The organism is Agrococcus sp. Ld7 (genome assembly GCF_045064095.1).
Taxonomy (GTDB): Bacteria; Actinomycetota; Actinomycetes; order Actinomycetales; family Microbacteriaceae; genus Agrococcus.
Map to the genome: position 1 here is coordinate 66,509 of NZ_JBISGY010000014.1, position 16,712 is coordinate 83,220.

At 70.3% G+C, this 16,712-nt stretch carries 20 protein-coding genes; 11 read left to right on the forward strand and 9 right to left on the reverse strand.

Features of this window, described 5'->3' with window-relative positions; genetic code table 11:
* The first annotated feature begins 7 nt into the window (after positions 1-7).
* The 3 genes from sufC (at position 8) to pnuC (ending at position 2,064) form a co-directional block, all read left to right on the forward strand.
* Positions 8-766 carry a Fe-S cluster assembly ATPase SufC gene (sufC, locus tag ACJJVL_RS03200; RefSeq protein ID WP_405216869.1) on the forward strand — a complete coding sequence of 253 codons (759 nt, stop codon included), beginning with the start codon at positions 8-10 and terminating at the stop codon, positions 764-766.
* Positions 766-1,098 carry a metal-sulfur cluster assembly factor gene (locus ACJJVL_RS03205; protein WP_347753601.1) on the forward strand — a complete coding sequence of 111 codons (333 nt, stop codon included), beginning with the start codon at positions 766-768 and terminating at the stop codon, positions 1,096-1,098. Before sufC ends, ACJJVL_RS03205 begins: the two co-directional genes overlap by 1 nt.
* 258 nt (positions 1,099-1,356) lie before the next feature.
* Entirely contained in the window at positions 1,357-2,064 is a 708-nt protein-coding gene (gene pnuC / locus ACJJVL_RS03210; RefSeq protein WP_405216870.1) for a nicotinamide riboside transporter PnuC, read from the forward strand.
* Here pnuC and ACJJVL_RS03215 read toward each other — a convergent pair.
* Both ACJJVL_RS03215 and ACJJVL_RS03220 read right to left on the reverse strand, forming a co-directional pair.
* Positions 2,061-3,866: a DEAD/DEAH box helicase gene (locus ACJJVL_RS03215; protein ID WP_405216871.1), complete on the reverse strand. Its 1,806-nt coding sequence runs from the start codon at positions 3,864-3,866 to the stop codon at positions 2,061-2,063. The two genes, pnuC and ACJJVL_RS03215, sit on opposite strands and share 4 nt — an antisense overlap.
* Before the next feature lie 10 nt (positions 3,867-3,876).
* Positions 3,877-4,494, reverse strand: a complete 618-nt coding sequence (locus ACJJVL_RS03220; protein ID WP_405216872.1) for a biotin transporter BioY — start codon at positions 4,492-4,494, stop codon at positions 3,877-3,879.
* A gap of 76 nt (positions 4,495-4,570) precedes the next feature.
* On the opposite strand from ACJJVL_RS03220, the gene ACJJVL_RS03225 reads away from it, so the two are divergent.
* The 3 genes from ACJJVL_RS03225 (at position 4,571) to ACJJVL_RS03235 (ending at position 7,730) form a co-directional block, all read left to right on the forward strand.
* The gene (locus ACJJVL_RS03225) at positions 4,571-5,326 is read left to right on the forward strand and encodes an isocitrate lyase/phosphoenolpyruvate mutase family protein (protein ID WP_405216873.1); all 756 of its coding nucleotides are present in this window, start codon (positions 4,571-4,573) and stop codon (positions 5,324-5,326) included.
* Positions 5,327-5,418: 92 nt separating this feature from the next.
* Positions 5,419-7,029 carry an ABC-F family ATP-binding cassette domain-containing protein gene (locus ACJJVL_RS03230; protein WP_405216874.1) on the forward strand — a complete coding sequence of 537 codons (1,611 nt, stop codon included), beginning with the start codon at positions 5,419-5,421 and terminating at the stop codon, positions 7,027-7,029.
* 41 nt (positions 7,030-7,070) lie between these two features.
* Positions 7,071-7,730, forward strand: coding sequence for a trimeric intracellular cation channel family protein (locus ACJJVL_RS03235; protein WP_405216875.1), 660 nt, complete (start codon positions 7,071-7,073; stop codon positions 7,728-7,730).
* Between the two features lie 7 nt (positions 7,731-7,737).
* On the opposite strand, the gene ACJJVL_RS03240 is transcribed toward ACJJVL_RS03235, so the two are convergent.
* Genes ACJJVL_RS03240 through ACJJVL_RS03250 form a run of 3 tightly spaced genes read right to left on the reverse strand, consistent with a single transcriptional unit; the run spans position 7,738 to position 9,070 of the window.
* A complete protein-coding gene (locus tag ACJJVL_RS03240; protein WP_405216876.1) occupies positions 7,738-8,535 on the reverse strand; it encodes an SURF1 family protein in 798 nt (265 codons plus the stop codon).
* On the reverse strand, positions 8,535-8,774 hold the full coding sequence (locus tag ACJJVL_RS03245; protein WP_405216877.1) for a hypothetical protein: 240 nt from the start codon (positions 8,772-8,774) through the stop codon (positions 8,535-8,537). Before ACJJVL_RS03245 ends, ACJJVL_RS03240 begins: the two co-directional genes overlap by 1 nt.
* Complete coding sequence (locus tag ACJJVL_RS03250) at positions 8,771-9,070, reverse strand: DUF3099 domain-containing protein (protein WP_405216878.1); 300 nt, start codon at positions 9,068-9,070, stop codon at positions 8,771-8,773. Before ACJJVL_RS03250 ends, ACJJVL_RS03245 begins: the two co-directional genes overlap by 4 nt.
* A 60-nt stretch (positions 9,071-9,130) precedes the next feature.
* Here ACJJVL_RS03250 and fabG point away from each other — a divergent pair, with 60 nt between their 5' ends.
* Entirely contained in the window at positions 9,131-9,838 is a 708-nt protein-coding gene (gene fabG, locus ACJJVL_RS03255) for a 3-oxoacyl-ACP reductase FabG (RefSeq protein ID WP_405216879.1), read from the forward strand.
* Here fabG and ACJJVL_RS03260 read toward each other — a convergent pair.
* Positions 9,835-10,833, reverse strand: a complete 999-nt coding sequence (locus ACJJVL_RS03260; protein WP_405216880.1) for an IS481 family transposase — start codon at positions 10,831-10,833, stop codon at positions 9,835-9,837. The genes fabG and ACJJVL_RS03260 overlap by 4 nt on opposite strands.
* Before the next feature lie 127 nt (positions 10,834-10,960).
* Between ACJJVL_RS03260 and ACJJVL_RS03265 the strand changes: the two genes are divergently transcribed.
* Positions 10,961-11,353 (forward strand): SRPBCC family protein, encoded by a 393-nt coding sequence (locus tag ACJJVL_RS03265; protein ID WP_405216881.1) that lies wholly within the window; start codon positions 10,961-10,963, stop codon positions 11,351-11,353.
* A gap of 4 nt (positions 11,354-11,357) precedes the next feature.
* Here the strand turns inward: ACJJVL_RS03265 and serB are convergent, their stop codons facing one another.
* Together serB and glgC are read right to left on the reverse strand one after the other, a co-directional pair.
* A complete protein-coding gene (gene serB / locus ACJJVL_RS03270) occupies positions 11,358-12,017 on the reverse strand; it encodes a phosphoserine phosphatase SerB (protein WP_405216882.1) in 660 nt (219 codons plus the stop codon).
* The gene (gene glgC, locus ACJJVL_RS03275) at positions 12,014-13,252 is read right to left on the reverse strand and encodes a glucose-1-phosphate adenylyltransferase (RefSeq protein WP_405216883.1); all 1,239 of its coding nucleotides are present in this window, start codon (positions 13,250-13,252) and stop codon (positions 12,014-12,016) included. The genes serB and glgC overlap by 4 nt, the downstream gene beginning before the upstream one ends.
* A 105-nt stretch (positions 13,253-13,357) precedes the next feature.
* Here glgC and glgA point away from each other — a divergent pair, with 105 nt between their 5' ends.
* The 3 genes from glgA (at position 13,358) to ACJJVL_RS03290 (ending at position 15,740) form a co-directional block, all read left to right on the forward strand.
* A complete protein-coding gene (gene glgA / locus ACJJVL_RS03280) occupies positions 13,358-14,554 on the forward strand; it encodes a glycogen synthase (RefSeq protein WP_405216884.1) in 1,197 nt (398 codons plus the stop codon).
* A gap of 57 nt (positions 14,555-14,611) precedes the next feature.
* Entirely contained in the window at positions 14,612-15,397 is a 786-nt protein-coding gene (locus ACJJVL_RS03285) for an ABC transporter ATP-binding protein (protein WP_405216885.1), read from the forward strand.
* 94 nt (positions 15,398-15,491) lie between these two features.
* Positions 15,492-15,740 carry a type B 50S ribosomal protein L31 gene (locus ACJJVL_RS03290; RefSeq protein ID WP_347753622.1) on the forward strand — a complete coding sequence of 83 codons (249 nt, stop codon included), beginning with the start codon at positions 15,492-15,494 and terminating at the stop codon, positions 15,738-15,740.
* 209 nt (positions 15,741-15,949) lie between these two features.
* Here the strand turns inward: ACJJVL_RS03290 and ACJJVL_RS03295 are convergent, their stop codons facing one another.
* Positions 15,950-16,681, reverse strand: coding sequence for an exonuclease domain-containing protein (locus tag ACJJVL_RS03295; RefSeq protein ID WP_405216886.1), 732 nt, complete (start codon positions 16,679-16,681; stop codon positions 15,950-15,952).
* Positions 16,682-16,712: the final 31 nt, after the last annotated feature.

The window sequence follows — 16,712 nt, forward strand, 5'->3', positions numbered from 1 at the left end:
AAGCGCGATGAGCGTCCTCGACATCAAGGACCTGCATGTCTCGATCGAGACCGAGCAGGGCAAGAAGGACATCCTCAAGGGTGTCGACCTCACCATCAACTCCGACGAGATCCATGCCGTGATGGGCCCGAACGGCTCCGGCAAGTCGACGCTCGCATACACGATCGCCGGGCATCCGCGCTACATCGTGGACAGCGGCTCGATCACGCTCGACGGCGAGGACGTCCTCGCCATGAGCGTCGACGAGCGTGCGCGTGCCGGCCTGTTCCTGGCGATGCAGTACCCGGTGGAGATCCCGGGCGTCACCGTCTCGAACTTCCTCCGCACGGCGAAGACCGCCGTGTCCGGTGAGGCACCGCGCGTGCGCCAGTGGATCGGCGACGTCCGCTCCGCGATGGAGCAGCTGCGCATGGACTCGTCGTTCGGCGAGCGCAACGTGAACGAGGGCTTCTCCGGCGGCGAGAAGAAGCGCCACGAGATCCTGCAGCTCGAGCTGCTGCGCCCGCGCTTCGCGGTGCTCGACGAGACCGACTCCGGGCTCGACGTGGACGCCCTCCGCATCGTCTCCGAGGGCGTCAACCGCGTGAAGGCGGACAGCGGACTCGGCGTGCTGCTGATCACGCACTACACGCGCATCCTGCGCTACATCGAGCCCGACCACGTGCACGTGTTCGTCGACGGCCGGGTGGCCGAGCAGGGCGGCGCCGAGCTCGCCCACCGGCTCGAGGCCGAGGGCTACGACCGCTACCTGAAGGCGGGTGTCTGATGGCACTGACCGAGATCGAGGCCTCGAAGTTCGACGAGCTCACCGAGGCCCTCAAGGATGTGGTCGACCCCGAGCTCGACGTGAACATCGTCGATCTCGGGCTGATCTACGACCTGGCCTGGGACGACGACCAGGATGCGCTCGTCGTCTCGATGACCCTCACCTCGGCCGGCTGCCCGCTGACCGACGTGATCGAGTCGGAGATCGCCGAGAAGCTCGACGGCCACGTCGAGCAGTTCCGCATCAACTGGGTGTGGATGCCGCCGTGGGGTCCGGAGCGGATCACCGAGGACGGCCGCGAGATGATGAGGGCGTTGGGCTTCACCATCTAGCGATGGATACCCGCGGGCAGAACACCCGCGGGCATGACCACGGACGGTCCTGTGGACCGTCCGGCCCAACGCCGTCGCGAGCGCAAGCGAGCGAGCTGGGGTTCACCGCGCGCAGCGAGATCCGCCCGAGTACCGTCGCGAGCGCCAGCGAGCGAGTTGGGGTTCACGCCGTACGGTGAGATCCGGCCCAACGCCGTCGCGAGCGCACGCGAGCGAGCTCGGGCTCACCCACCCCGCACGAGAGCAGGAAGCCGCCGCATGGAGCCCCTCGACTGGATGGTCGCGCTCTACACCGCGACCATCCCCGTCGGCGGCGGCCAGGAGCTGCTGCTGCGCGAGGTCGTTGGCAATGCCTTCGGCCTCGCGAGCGCGCTCGGCGGCATGCTGCGGCGCGTCTGGGCATGGCCGGTCGGCATCGTCGGCAACCTGCTGCTGCTGACCGTGTTCCTCGGCACGCTGCTCGACCCCGCGCATGAGATGCCGGCGCTACTCGGGCAGGCGGGGCGGCAGGTGATGTTCATCGCCGTGGCGATCTACGGCTGGGTCCGCTGGCGGCAGGCGCGCGGTGCCGACGGGCAGATCGTGCCGCGCTGGGCATCCTGGCGGCAGCGCGGCGCGCTCGTGCTGGTGCTCGTGGTCGGCACGATCGCGATCACCCCGCTGTTCCGCGTCCTCGGCTCCTACGAGCCGGTGTGGGCGGATGCGTGGACCTTCGTCGGATCGCTGCTCGCGACCTACGGCATGGCCCGTGGCTGGACCGAGTTCTGGCTGATCTGGATCGCCGTCGACCTCGTGGGCGTGCCGCTGCTGCTGAGCGCCGGCTACTGGGCGACCGCGGTGATGTACGCCTTCTACGGCGTCTTCACGCTCGTCGGGTTCATCGTGTGGTCGCGCGCGCGGCAGAAGCCAGCCGTGCAGACGCTCATGCCCGACCCCCGCATCGGGCCGGGCCGGGAGCGTCCCTAGCGGTCTCGGTCGTGGCGCGGCTTCCGCGCAGGGCGGTCGTCGCGCTCGGGCCTGTCGTTGCGTCGCGGGCGGTCGCCCTGCTCGCCGCGTCCGCCCCGCTCGTTCCGGCCCGTGTCGACGCGGATGTCGATCGGCACGCCGACGATACGCGTCTTCGACAGCCGCTCCAGCTGTGCGCGATCGAGCTCCGGCAGCTCCACGAGCGTGAAGTCCCAGCGGATCTGGATCCGCCCGAAGTCGTCGCGGCCGAGCCCGCCCTCGTTTGCGAGCGCGCCGACGATCTGGCGCGGCTCCACGCCCTTCCGGCTCCCGACCGCGAGCCGATAGGTGGTCGCGTCGGAGGGTCCGCGGCGCGGGCGTCGCTCACCGCTCTCGCCGCCCGTGCGGCCGGTCTGGTCGGCGCGCGGCGGGCGCTCGGCCCTGGAGGCCTGGAGCGCGCGGTCGGCACGCTCGTCGAGCAGCAGCGGCGTGTCGCCCTGCGCGACGACCGCGAGCGCGGCGGCGACATCCTCCTGCGGGGCATCGTGGTGCTCGACGTAGTGCGCGACGATCTCGCGGAAGCGCTCGATGCGGTCGGTCTGCGCGAGCGCGGCGGTGATGGCATCGTCGAAGCGCGTCAGTCGGGTCGAGTTCACCTCGTCCGCGCTCGGCATGGGCATGATCTGCACGGTCGCGCGGGTCGCCTTCTCGATGGCGCTGAGCATCCGCCGCTCGCGCGCCGTCACGAAGCTGATCGCGTCGCCGGTGCGGCCCGCGCGGCCGGTGCGGCCGATGCGGTGCGTGTAGGACTCGATGTCGATCGGGAGGTCGTAGTTGATGACATGGCTGATGCGCTCGACATCGAGGCCTCTGGCGGCGACATCCGTGGCCACGAGCACGTCGAGGTCACCGGAGCGCAGCTGCTCGATGGTCTTCTCGCGCTGCGGCTGCGCGACGTCACCGGAGATCGCCGCTGCCGCGTAGCCGCGTGCCCGCAGGCGCTCCGCCACCGTCTCGGTCTCGTTGCGGGTCCTGGTGAACACGATCGCACCCTCGAAGGGCTCGACCTCGAGCACGCGCGTGAGCGCCTCGAGCTTCTGCTGGTACGACACCATGAGCGCGCGCTGCGTGATGCTGGGGGAGCTCGTCGCCCCCGCGCGCACGGTGACCTCCGCGGGCTCCCGGAGATGCTGCTGCGAGATGGCGCGGATCTGCCGCGGCATGGTGGCTGAGAACAGCGCCACCTGCTTCTCTGCGGGCGTCGCCTGCAGGATCTGGTCGACATCCTCGGCGAAGCCCATCCGCAGCATCTCGTCGGCCTCGTCCAGCACCACGTGCGTCAGGCCGGAGAGGTCGAGCGTGCCCTTCGCGAGGTGGTCCATGATGCGGCCGGGCGTCCCGACCACGACGTGCACGCCGCGGCGCAGGGCCGAGAGCTGCACGCCGTAGCCCTGGCCGCCGTAGATGGGCAGCACGTGGACGCCGCCGAGGTGGGCCGCGTAGCGCTCGAACGCCTCGCACACCTGCACGGCCAGCTCGCGCGTGGGGGTGAGCACGAGCGCCTGCGGGCTGCGGTTCGCCACGTCGATCGCCGAGAGCACGGGCAGCGCGAAGGCGGCGGTCTTGCCGGTGCCGGTCTGCGCGAGACCGATCAGGTCGCGACCGGAGAGCAGCAGCGGGATGGTCTCGGCTTGGATCGCCGAGGGCGTCTCGTAGCCGACGTCGTCGAGCGCCTGCATGATGCCGGCGGGGAGGCCAAGGCTCGCGAAGGTGATGCGCTCGCCGTCGGTCTCGGGGGCGGGGGTGCGCTCGGTGTCGGTCATGCCCCCAACGCTAGTCGGCCGCGCGGTCGAGCGCGCGCACGCCAGCCCATGCTGCTGGCAGGGCCGCGGCCGCGATCGCCCACTTCACGAGCCCGCCGACGATGAACGGCAGGAAGCCGAGCGCGAAGGCGCCGGCGACGTCGACCGGTGAGCCCAGGGCAGCGAGCATCATCGCCATGTACGGGATGCCGAAGGCGAAGGGGATGAGGCTCGCCAGGCCGAAGAGCGCGATCGCGAGCACCGGACGGCGGTCCCAGCGACGCTCGGCGAGCCAGCCCACCACCGCTGCTGTTGCGACGAAGCCGATGATGTAGCCGAAGCTGGGCTTGCCGAGCGCGGCGATGCTGCCGGTGAATCCGGCGAAGATGGGTGCGCCGGCGACTCCGAGCAGCAGGTAGCCGCCGAGCGCCGCGACGCCGCGCCGGAAGCCGAGGCTGGCGGCGACCAGCATGACGCCCAGCGTCTGTCCCGTGATCGGCACCGGCCACATCGGGATCTCGACCTGCGCGAGCGCAGCGACGACCGCGATGCCCGCGGTGACGAGCAGCACATCCTTGACGAGGGTTCGCTGGCCGACGAGCGCGTCGGCGAGCACGGTGCGGGGGAGGGGCACGGCAGCAGCAGTCATGCGCACAGACTATGACGCCCGCCGTGCTCGCCCGTGCATCCGGCCGATGGGCCCGGGATGCCCGTAGTGTGGCGGCATGAGTGAACTCACCGCCAAGGCCACCGCACTGCTGCGCATGCACGACGACTTCGTCCTGCTTCCGACCGTCTGGGACGCGTGGTCGGCCCGTGCGGTCGTCGACGCCGGCTTCGCCGCCATCTCGATCGGCAGCAATCCGCTCGCCGCCTCCCGCGGGCAGCAGGACGGCGAGGACATGACGCTCGACGACGCGCTCGACGGTATCGCGCGCATCACCTCGGCGGTCGAGGTCCCGGTGAGCGCCGACATGGAGTCGGGCTACGACACGGCTCCCGCCGAGCTGATCGAGCGCCTGCTGGAGGCGGGCGCCGTGGGGCTGAACGTCGAGGACACCGTGCACAGCGAGGGACGCATGCGCGACCCGCAGGAGCACGCCGACTACATCGCGGGCCTGCGAGCCGCGGCCGACGCATCGGGCGTCGACGTGGTCATCAATGCGCGCACCGACGCCTTCGTGCGCCCGGAGCTGCACGGCGCCGACCCGGTGGAGCAGGCGGTCCTCCGCATGCAGCTCGCCGAGCAGGCCGGCGCGCGAGCGCTCTACCCGGTCAAGGCGCCGGATCCCGCAGCGCTCGGCGCCGTGCTCGAGGCCGTGAGCCTGCCGGTCAATGTCGTCGCGCACCCGCAGGATGGCTCGGCTGTCGGGAAGCTGGAGGCGATGCGGGCCATGGGCGTGCGTCGCGTCACGTTCGGGCCCATGCTGCAGAAGGCCCTCGCTGCATCGATGACGGAGCTCGTCCAGCCCTGGCGGTGACCGGGACGGGAGCCCACTGGTAGGCTGGACGGCTGGCTCGCTCATCGCAGGGCCGTCACACCCCAACCGCATCGAGAGAGGCTTCCGCGCGCATGATCGCAGTGTCCGGCTTCGACCTCTCCGTCGGCCCGCGGACGCTGATGAGCGACGTCTCCTTCCGCATCTCCGCGGGCGACAAGATCGGGCTCGTCGGCCGCAACGGCGCCGGGAAGACCACCATGACGAAAGTGCTCGCGGGCATCAGCGACGACCGCGACGGCCACACCTTCTCCGGCACGATCGACCGCAGCGGCGAGATCGGCTACCTGCCGCAGGATCCGCGCTCCGGCGATCCCCAGCAGACCGCTCGGCGCCGCATCCTGGACGCGCGCGGCCTCGGCGAGATCGTCGAGGGCATGCGGATCGCCACCGAGCAGATGGCCGAGACCGGTCCCGTCGCCGATGACGCCATGCGGCGCTACGGCCGGCTCGAGGATCGCTTCCTCGCGCTCGGCGGCTACGCGGCCGAGGCCGAGGGCGCTGCCATCGCCTCGAACCTGCAGCTGCCGGACCGGATCCTCGACCAGCCCCTCGAGACGCTCTCGGGCGGACAGCGGCGCCGCATCGAGCTCGCGCGCATCCTCTTCTCCGGTGCCGACACGATGCTGCTCGATGAGCCCACCAATCACCTCGACGCCGATTCGGTGGTCTGGCTGCGGGAGTTCCTCAAGGGCTACCAGGGCGGCCTGCTCATCATCAGCCACGACGTGCAGCTCGTGGAGGAGACGGTGAACCGTGTCTTCTACCTCGACGCGAACCGGCAGGTCATCGACATCTACAACATGTCGTGGAAGCTCTACCTGCGGCAGCGCGAGGCCGACGCCGAGCGCCGCAAGCGCGAGCGCGCGAACGTCGAGAAGCAGGCGTCGCAGCTCGAGCTGCAGGCGGCGAAGATGGGCGCGAAGGCCACCAAGGCCGTCGCCTCGAAGCAGATGGCGAAGCGCGCGGAGCGGATGCGCTCGGGGCTCGACGACGTGCGCGCCGTCGACCGCGTCGCGAAGCTGCGGTTCCCGAAGCCCGCTCCGGTGGGCAAGACGCCGATCATGGCGCGCGACCTCTCGAAGTCCTACGGCTCGCTGGAGATCTTCACGGCCGTCGACCTGGCGGTCGATCGCGGGTCGCGCGTGGTCATCCTGGGACTCAACGGCGCAGGAAAGACGACGCTGCTGCGCATCCTCGCGGGCGTCTCGGAGAGCGACACCGGCGAGATCGACCGCGGCCACGGCCTGCGGGTCGGCTACTACGCCCAGGAGCACGAGACGCTCGATGTCGAGCGCTCGGTGCTGCAGAACATGCTGAGCGCTTCCCCCGACATCACCTCCACAGAGGCGCGTCGCGTGCTGGGCTCGTTCCTGTTCACCGGCGACGACGCCGACAAGCCGGCGCGGGTGCTCTCCGGCGGCGAGAAGACCAGGCTGTCGCTCGCGATGCTGGTCGTCTCCAGCGCCAACCTGCTGCTGCTCGATGAGCCGACCAACAACCTCGATCCCGCCAGCCGCGAGGAGATCCTCGGCGCACTGGGTGCGTACGAGGGCGCCGTCATCCTCGTCAGCCACGATGAGGGCGCGGTGGAGGCGCTCGACCCCGAGCGCGTGCTGATCATGCCCGACGGCACCGAGGACCTCTGGAGCCCGGAGTACCTCGACCTCATCGGCCTGGCCTAGCCTCGGAGCTGAGCCGCAGGCAGCGCAAGGAGGCAGCAGCGATGGAGGATCCCACCGGATGGGTCGCGGTCGTCCGAGATCTCTTCTCGGGCGTCGGCATCCTCGCCTTCGCCATCTCTGGGGCGCTGCTCGCCGTGCAGAAGCGCATGGACTTCGTGGGCATGGCGGGACTCGCGGTCGTCACGGCCACGGGCGGCGGCATGCTGCGCGACGTGCTGATCGGCGCGACGCCGGTCGCAGCGATGGTCGACTGGTGGATGCTCATGGTGGCGCTCGGCGGTGCGCTGGCGGTCTGGGTGCTGCACCGGTGGATGGTTCGCCTGAACCGGCCGGTGCTGGTCTTCGACGCGATCGGCCTCGGCATCTTCGTCGTGGAGGGCGCGCGCAAGGCGCTCGAGTTCGGCGTCGGTCCGGTCGGGGCCGCCTTCGTCGGCATGCTCACCGGGATCGGCGGCGGCATCCTGCGCGATGCCCTCGCCAACGACATCCCCGCGGTGTTCCGGCGCGATTCGCGCCTCTACCTGCTGCCCGCGCTGGTCGGCTCGAGCGCCGCCGCCGCTGCCGTCGCGCTCGGCGTCGGGCAGTGGTACGTGCTGGCCCTCATCGCGGTGGGAGTCTGCGCCCTGCGCATCGCGAGCGAGCTGCTGCACTGGCACGTGCCGGCGCTGAAGACCGAGGCGATCACGGTCATCCGCGACTGAGCGGGCGTCAGCGTCGATCGAGGATGTCGTCCTCGACATCCGCGTCGCTGCGTCGCGCACGCTTCGGACGCTCGACGAGCGACTCGCTGCGCAGCTCGTCGCGCATGCCCCAGGCGAGCGCCGCGAAGCCTCCGAGCGCGAACACGTACCATTGGAGCGAGTACGACAGGTGCGGCCCAGGGTCGAGCACCGGCCGAGTCGCGATCGCGACGTCGTCCGGCGCCGCACCGTCCTCCTCCACCAGCAGCCCGTAGGCACCCGTGTAGGTCGGCTGGCCGAGCGACTCGGCGATCGACGGAAGATCGACCGTCGCGATCTGGCCCTCCGGGGCGCCGCGGCCGGCGATCGTCCCCTCGTTGGGGCGCAGCCTGGCCACGACGGTGGTGGGGCCGACGGGGGTCTCGGGCTCCGTCGCTGGCTGCTGGGTGTTGGAGGCCTGATCGATCCAGCCTCGATCCACGACGAAGACGGCGCCGTCGTTCGTCTGGAACGGCACGACCACGTCGAAGCCGACCTGGCCCGCTCGCCAGCGGCCCCGCAGCAGCAGCTGCTCTTCGAGCAGGTACTCGCCCTCCAGCAGCACCGGGGTCCACTGCTGGTCGAGGTCGAACCCGCCCGGCTCGGGGAGCACGTCGCCGACCGGCGTCGGCGTCCGGTCGTAGTTCGTCTCGAGCCGATCGATCGCGCTGAGCGCCTCCGCGCGACGATTCCACTGCCAGACGCCCAGCATCGAGCACGCGATCGCGAAGACGACCGCGAGCGCGATGTAGCCGAGCCAGCGCGGCTCCCGCAGCAGGCGCAGCATCAGAGCACCCGCTCCACCGTCTCCCCGAAGTCGGTGACGCTGACGGGGAATCCTCGCGATCTGAGCCACTCGCTCAGTGTCTCGCGATGCTCGGGGCAGGCGGCCCAGGTCTTGACCCGATCGACGCCGTGGATGGAAGGATTGCGCCAGTGGATGGCGAGCCGCGCGGGCTCGGTGCAGCCGGCCGACGAGCACGTCGCTGTCGTGCCCGCGCCATCCAGCATCGACAGCAGGCTCACTGCGGCGCGCCCTCTGCCACCGGGGGAGTCGAGGAACGGCCGGGCGGGAGCGCATTGGGCGCTTCGATGCCCTCCGGCTGCCGATGCGTGGACACGGTCGCGATCACGACTGCGAAGTAGGGGATGACGACGGCGAGGAACGCGGGGATGAGCTTCCACCAACCGGGGACGACGAAGAACACACCCAGCGCGGCGACCCGCACGAGCATCAGGTAGAAGTACAGCCGGAAGCGCCGCTGGCGGTCTTCGTCAGGGGACATCGGCAGGTCGGTGAGCGACCGAGAGTTCTCTCTCATGGCTCTGCACACACTACGCCCGTGGCCTTTGCATCACCCATGCAGACGTAGGCTTGCCGCATGACCACTCGCACCGTGCTCGTCACCGGCGGCAATCGCGGCATCGGCCGCGCGATCGCCCAGGCCTTCCTCGACGCGGGGCACCGCGTCGCGATCACCTCGCGGGACGGCTCGGGCCCCGATGGGGCGCTCGCCGTCGCGGCCGATGTCACCGACAGCGCGTCGATCGATGCCGCCTTCTCGGTGGTGGAGGCCGAGCTCGGACCGGTCGAGGTGGTCGTCGCCAATGCGGGCATCACGCGCGACACGCTGCTGATGCGCATGAGCGAGCAGGACTTCTCTGAGGTCGTCGACACCAACCTCACAGGCGCCTTCCGCGTCGTGCAGCGCGCCTCCAAGGGCATGCTGCGCGCGAAGTGGGGTCGGGTCGTGCTGATCTCGAGCGTCGTGGGGCTCTACGGCGGCCCCGGCCAGGTGAACTACTCGGCCTCGAAGGCGGGCCTCGTGGGCATTGCGCGATCGATCACGCGCGAGCTCGGCGCCCGCGGCATCACCGCCAACGTGGTCGCACCCGGCTTCATCGAGACCGACATGACCGCCGAGCTCGACGACGCGACGCAGGCGGAGTACAAGAAGGCGATCCCCGCCGGTCGCTACGCCACCCCTGCGGAGGTCGCGAACGTGGTGCGTTGGATCGCGAGCGATGAGGCCGCGTACATCTCCGGTGCCGTCATCCCGGTCGACGGCGGCCTCGGGATGGGCCACTAGGTGTGATGCCCAGGCAGGTTGTTCAACCTGCTGATGGGTGTGCCGCCGATGGCGGAGTGTGCTCGGTGATGATTGTAGAAGTGCAGCCAGCCGGGCAACTGCGCGCGTCGTTCGGTCTCTGACGAGTAGAGGCGGGCGTAGGCCCAGCCATCGGCGAGAGTGCGGTGGAAGCGCTCGATCTTGCCGTTCGTCTGCGGCCGGTAGGGGCGTGTGCGCTTGTGCACGATGCCGAGATCCGCGCAGGCGTCTCGCCAGGCGTGGGACTTGTAGGCGGAGCCGTTGTCGGAGAGGACGCGCTCGACGGTGACGCCGCGGTCGGCGAACCAGGCGACGGCGCGTCCGAGCACGCCGATGGCGGTCTCGGCGCGCTCGTCGGAGCAGATCTCGGCGTAGGCGACGCGGGAGTGGTCGTCGATGACGGTGTGGACGAAGGCGCGGCCCAGCAGCGGCTGGTGACGCTTGTTCTTCGGCGCGCCGGTGCGTGCGGCGGTCGCGATCCGGTTGCGGTCGCCCTGCTGCTTGCCGACGTAGCGCCAGCCGCCGCCATCGGGGACGTTGCCGAACTTCGTCACGTCCACGTGGATGAGCGAGCCAGGGTGCGGGTGCTCGTAGCGGCGGATCGGCTCGCCCGTGACCCTGTCGATCGTGCCGAGCCGGTTCAAGCGGCAGCGCACGAGCACCGCATGCACGGTCGAGGCGGCAATGCCCAGCCAGCCGCCGATCTGGACCGGTCCCAGCCGGTGGCGCCAGCGCAGCATCACGATCGCCCGCACGACCTCGTGCGGCGTGCGGTTCGGACTGGTCTTGGGACGGCTGGGCCGGTCCGCCATGCCGGCCGCGCCCTCCTGCCGATACCGCGTGGCCCATTTGCGGGCGGTCGGGGGCGAGACCATGAACAGCTTCGCGGCGGTCACCGCCGTCCAGCCGTCATCGACGATCAACTTGGCAAGGCGAAGACGGGTGCGCGGGGTCAGCGCGGCATTAGCGTGGGACACGAAGGCCTCCTGGTACGTGGAGCGGTGAACTGAACAGCTCCACTCCACTACCGGAGGCCTTCACCTACCCGCAGATCACGCCCGTGTCACGAAACAACGTCCCTGGGCATCACAACTAGGGGGCGGTGTGCAGACCCTGCACCTGAGCGTCGTCGTCCGTCGCGAGCCGCAGGAGGTCTGGGCGTTCGCGCGCAGCGACGAGCATCTGCCGCAGTGGGCAGCCGGCCTGGCGAGCGGCGCGCTGCAGCGCGTGGGCGATGATCTGCTCGTCACCTCGCCGATGGGTCTGGTGCGGGTGCGCTTCGTGGCGGCCAACGAGCTCGGCGTGCTCGACCACGACGTGACACTGCCGGACGGCAGCGTCACGCACAACCCGATGCGCGTGCAGCGGCATCCGCACGGCGCAGAGGTCGTCTTCTCGCTGCGACGGCAGGACGGCGTGACGGCGGAGGCGTTCGACGCGGACGCACGCGCGGTGGCGGCCGACCTCGAGCGGCTGCGCTCGCTGCTGGAGGACTGAGGGTCTACCAGGGCAGGGCGGCGCCGGGCAGGAGCGGCAGGATCCGCTGGAAGTCGGGCACGTCGACGGCGTGACTCGCCTGCTCGCGAACCACAGGCTTGGCGCAGAAGGCCACCGAGATCCCCGCGGCGCCCATCATCAGCAGGTCGTTCGCTCCATCGCCGATCGCCACAACGTGGTCGCGCGGCACACCGAGGTTCAGCCGCAGCGCCTCGAGGGTGTCGCGCTTCGCCGCGCCGTCGATGACGGGACCGACCGAGCGGCCGGTGAGCCGCCCATCCGCGACCTCCAGCCGGTTCGCACGCGTGTGGTCGATGCCGAGCGTCGTCGCGAGTGGGTCGAGCACCTCGTGGAACCCACCGGAGACGGCAGCGACCACGCCGCCGCGCGCATGCACCTCGGCGATGAGCTCCGGCACGCCATCGGTGACGGTGATCTGCTCGCGGGCGTCGTCGATCACCGACACGGGCAGTCCCTCCAGGATCAGCAGGCGCTCGGCGAGCGACGCGGCGAAGTCGAGCTCGCCGCGCATGGCGCGCTCGGTGACCGCGGCGACGTGACGCTCGGCATCCGCGCCGACGGCACGCGCGAGCAGCTCGATGACCTCGTCGCGGATGAGCGTCGAGTCGACGTCCGTGACGACGAGCAGTGAGGCCCGCGTCACTGGTCGAGCTGCATGCCCTTGGGCACGGTGACGATGCCGGAGTCGGAGATCGAGAACCCGCGCGCCCGGTCGGCGGCCTGATCGACGCCGATCTGCACACCGGGACCGATCACCACGTCCTTGTCGATGATCGCGCGGCGCACGACCGCGCCGGCACCCACGTGCACGCCGTCGAACAGGATGGCGTCGGAGACGGTCGCGCCGGCATCGATGATGCACCAGGGTGCGACCACGCTGCGCACGATCGACGCGCCCTGCACGACCGATCCTGCGCCCACGATCGCCTCGTTCACGTCGGCAGCCCGACCCCACGCATCGCGGGTGAACTTCGCGGGCGGCGCGTTCACGATCTGGGTGAAGATCGGCCACTCGCGGTTGTAGAGGTTGAAGATCGGCAGCGCAGAGATGAGGTCCATGTGGGCGTCGAAGAACGACTCGATCGTTCCCACATCGCGCCAGTAGTACTTGTCGCGCTCGGTGGCGCCCGGCACGGTGTTGTTCTTCAGGTCGTACATCGCGGCCTCGCCGCGCTCGACGAACCAGGGGATGATGTCGCCGCCCATGTCGTTGCTGGAGCCCTCGAGCTCGCTGTCGACCGTGACCGCCTCGACCAGTGCATCCGCGTCGAAGACGTAGTTGCCCATCGAGGCCAGCACCTCTCCCGGCGCGACGACGAGGTCGGATGCATCGGCGGGCTTCTCGTGGAAGGCGCGGATGAAGCCCGGCCTGTCCTTCTCCTCCTCGATCACGCCGAACTGATTGGCCAGCTCGATCGGCTGGCGGATGCCCGCGACCGTCGCGCGCGCGCCGGACTCGATGTGCGCCTGCACCATGTCGCGGAAATCCATGCGGTAGACGTGGTCGGCGCCCACGACGACGATGATGTCGGGCTTCTCATCCACGACGAGGTTGAGCGACTGGAAGATCGCGTCGGCCGAGCCCTGGAACCAGCGCTTGCCGGTGCGCTGCTGCGCCGGCACCGAGGTGACGTAGGAGTTCAGCATGTTCGACATCCGCCAGACGCGGGCGACGTGTCGGTCGAGCGAGTGGGACTTGTACTGCGTGAGGACGACGATCTGGCGCAGATCGGAGTTGATGAGGTTCGAGATCGCGAAGTCGATGAGCCGATACGCGCCTCCGAACGGCACCGCGGGCTTTGCCCGATCGGCCGTCAGCGGCATGAGCCGCTTGCCCTCGCCGCCAGCGAGCACGATCCCGAAGACCTTGTTTCCCATGGCGCCACCCTACGCAACCGATCCTGGCTCTGGGCAAGCAATACGGGATCTGGTCGAAACCAGGAGCATCCGGACACCGGGACAGCACTGAAGTACGGTGAGGCCATGCGCGTCGATCTGCTCACCAAGGAATACCCGCCGGCCGTCTACGGGGGCGCTGGCGTCCACGTCGCCGAGCTCGTCAAGGCACTGCGTCGCAGCACTGAGGTGCAGGTGCGGTGCTTCGGCGACCCGCGCGACGAGGCGGACACCACCGCGTACGACGTGCCGGCATCGCTCTCCGATGCCAACGGTGCGCTGCAGACGCTCGCGGTCGACCTGCAGATCGCGGACGCGGTCGCGGGCACGGACATCGTGCACTCGCACACCTGGTACGCCAACGAGGCCGGCAGGCTCGCGCAGGAGCTGCACGGCGTCCCGCACATCGTCACGGCGCACTCGCTGGAGCCGCTGCGCCCCTGGAAGGCGGAGCAGCTCGCGGGCGGCTACCGCATCTCGAGCGACATCGAGCGCCGCGCGTACGAGGCGGCCGACCGCGTGATCGCGGTCTCGAACGGCATGCGCGCCGACATCCTGCGCTCCTACCCGGCACTGGATCCGGAGCGCGTGATCACCATCTACAACGGGATCGACCTCGAGTCCTGGGCCCCGAACCACGATGCCGATAGGGCCCGCGAGCTCGGGCTCGACCCCGACCGGCCGTCGATCGTGTTCGTCGGTCGCATCACGCGCCAGAAGGGGCTGCCGCACCTGCTGCGCGCCGCGCGCGACCTGCCCGACGGCGTGCAGCTGATCCTGTGTGCGGGCGCGCCCGACACGCCCGAGATCATGGCGGAGGTCAAGGCGCTCGTGCAGGAGCTGCAGCAGACCCGCGATGGCGTGGTCTGGATCGACGAGTCGCTCCCGCGCGAGGATCTCTGCGCGCTGCTGACGCACGCCACCACCTTCGTCTGCCCGAGCGTCTACGAGCCGCTCGGCATCGTGAACCTGGAGGCCATGGCCTGCGGTGCACCGGTGGTCGGCAGCGGCACGGGGGGCATCCCGGAGGTCATCGACGACGGCGTCACGGGCTTCGTCGTGCCGATCGACCAGGTGCAGGACGGCACCGGCACGCCCACCGACCCGGAGCGCTACGAGGCCGATCTCGCCGAGGCGCTGTCGCGCATGGTCGCCGACCCCGAAGCCGCGAAGCGGATGGGCGAAGCCGGCAGGGAGCGCGCGCGCACGCACTTCAACTGGGAGCAGATCGCCGAGCAGACCCTCGAGGTGTACGAGACGGTCATCGCCGAGCGCGCGCAGTAGCAGCGCCGCTGGGCGCGCCACCTCGGTGGGCCTGGTGGGATCGATAGGCTCGCCTGCATGGCCAGTGTCCTCGAGCTCTCCGACGTCGCGTTCGTCAGGAACGGCAATCGCATCCTCGATTCGGTCTCCTGGACGGTCGATGAGGCAGACCGCTGGGTGATCCTCGGCCCCAACGGGGCCGGCAAGTCGACCATCCTGCAGCTGGCCTCCGCGACGACGCATCCGACATCCGGCACGGTCGACGTGCTGGGGGAGCGGATCGGCGCCGTCGACGTCTTCGAGCTGCGCACGCGCATCGGCCTCGCGGCGACGGGTCTGGCACGGCGGATCCCGCCGCAGGAGCGCGTCGGCGACGTCGTGCTCACCGCCGCCTACGCCGTGACCGGCCGCTGGCGGGAGCGCTACGAGTCGTTCGACCTCGAGCGAGCGGCAGAGGTGATGGATGCGTGGGATCTCACCGGGCTGTCCACGCGCAGCTTCGGCACGCTCTCCGACGGCGAGCGCAAGCGCGTGCAGATCGCCAGGGCCGTCATGACCGACCCGGAGCTCATGCTGCTCGACGAGCCCGCAGGCAGCCTCGACCTCGGCGCCCGCGAATCACTGCTCGAGTCGCTCGCCGACTACGCATCCAGCGATCTCGCGCCGGCCATCGTGATGGTGACGCATCACGTCGAAGAGATCCCGCCCGGCTTCACCCACGCGATGCTGCTCGCCGACGGCGCGATCCGCGCCGCCGGGCCGCTCGCGGAGGTGCTGACCGACGAGCACCTGACCGCCACATTCGGCGTTCCCCTGCAGGTGCGCCACGAGGACGGCCGCTGGAGCGCTCGCGCGAAGCGCTGAGGCTCGCCGCCGCCCCGAACATCACCTGATACACTCGTCTGTCGGCCCGTACGTTGGCCGAAGACTTCCCGCGCCGAGCGACACAAGGATTGCTATGAAGACCGAGACTCACCCCGACTACCAGTCGATCGTGTTCCGCGACCTCGCCTCGGGCGAGACGTTCCTGACGCGCTCGACGCTCACGAGCGACAAGACGATCGAGCTCGATGGCGAGACCTACCCGGTCATCGACGTCGAGATCTCGTCGGCGTCGCACCCGTTCTACACGGGCAAGCAGCGCATCATGGACTCCGCCGGCCGCGTCGAGAAGTTCAAGAACCGCTACAAGGGCTTCGGCGGCTGATCAGCCCCTGCAACGAGGGCGTCGAGCTTCGGCTCGGCGCCCTCCGTCGTTTCCGCGTGCGACGCCTGCCCGCGTCCGCCTCGCGCGCCGCGCTCCTGCGTCCGCCTCGCGCGTGTCGGGTTGTTGCACTGCCGAGGCCGAGGAACAGCAACAACCTGACACGCGATCCCCGGCGGCGGGACGCCGACGCGGGCGCTGTGCGGCGCGCGTCAGGCGCGCAGCGGCCAGCCCCGCCCAGCGCTGAACGCCGGGTCGGTGCGACGCCGGAACGCCTCGAAGTCGGCCGCCTGCTCATCGGCCCACGTGGCGGTCAGCTCGTGCAGCGAGATGGGATCGATGCGCAGCTCCGGGAACTTCGCCGCCATCGCCTGCGCCACGCGCCCGGCAGCGATGGCGTCGGCGCTCGCATCATGCGCCTCGAGCAGCTCGACCCCGTAGGTCTCGGTCGCGACCGTAAGCGTGCGCTTGCCGCGCCGGAAGCGATCGAACTGTCGGTCGAGCACCATGGGATCGATGACGGGCTTGGCCTCCAGGGGCTCGTGCCCGTGCCGGCGGCACTCGGCATCGAGCAGCGACACGTCGTAGGCGGCGTTGAACGCGCAGACCGCCAGTCCCCGGGCAAGGTAGTCGGCCAGCACGTCGCGGATCTCGCACACCGCATCGGCTGCCCCCGCCCCCTCGGCGCGCGCGCGCTCGGTCGTGATGCCGTGGATCGCGACCGACCCCTCGGGGATGTCGATGCCGGGGTCGACGATCCACGACCGCTCCTCGATGACCGAGCCCGACGCATCCAGCACGCCGACGTACGCCGTGACGATGCGCGCCTCGGCGGGGTCGACGCCCGTGGTCTCGAGGTCGAACACGACGAGCCGGTCGATCCAGCGATCGGGCGCCTCGGGGCTGACCGCGAGGATCGGGCGGTGCATCTGGGTGTCGGTCATGCCGTCACGCTAGCCGGGGCCACCCACGGCC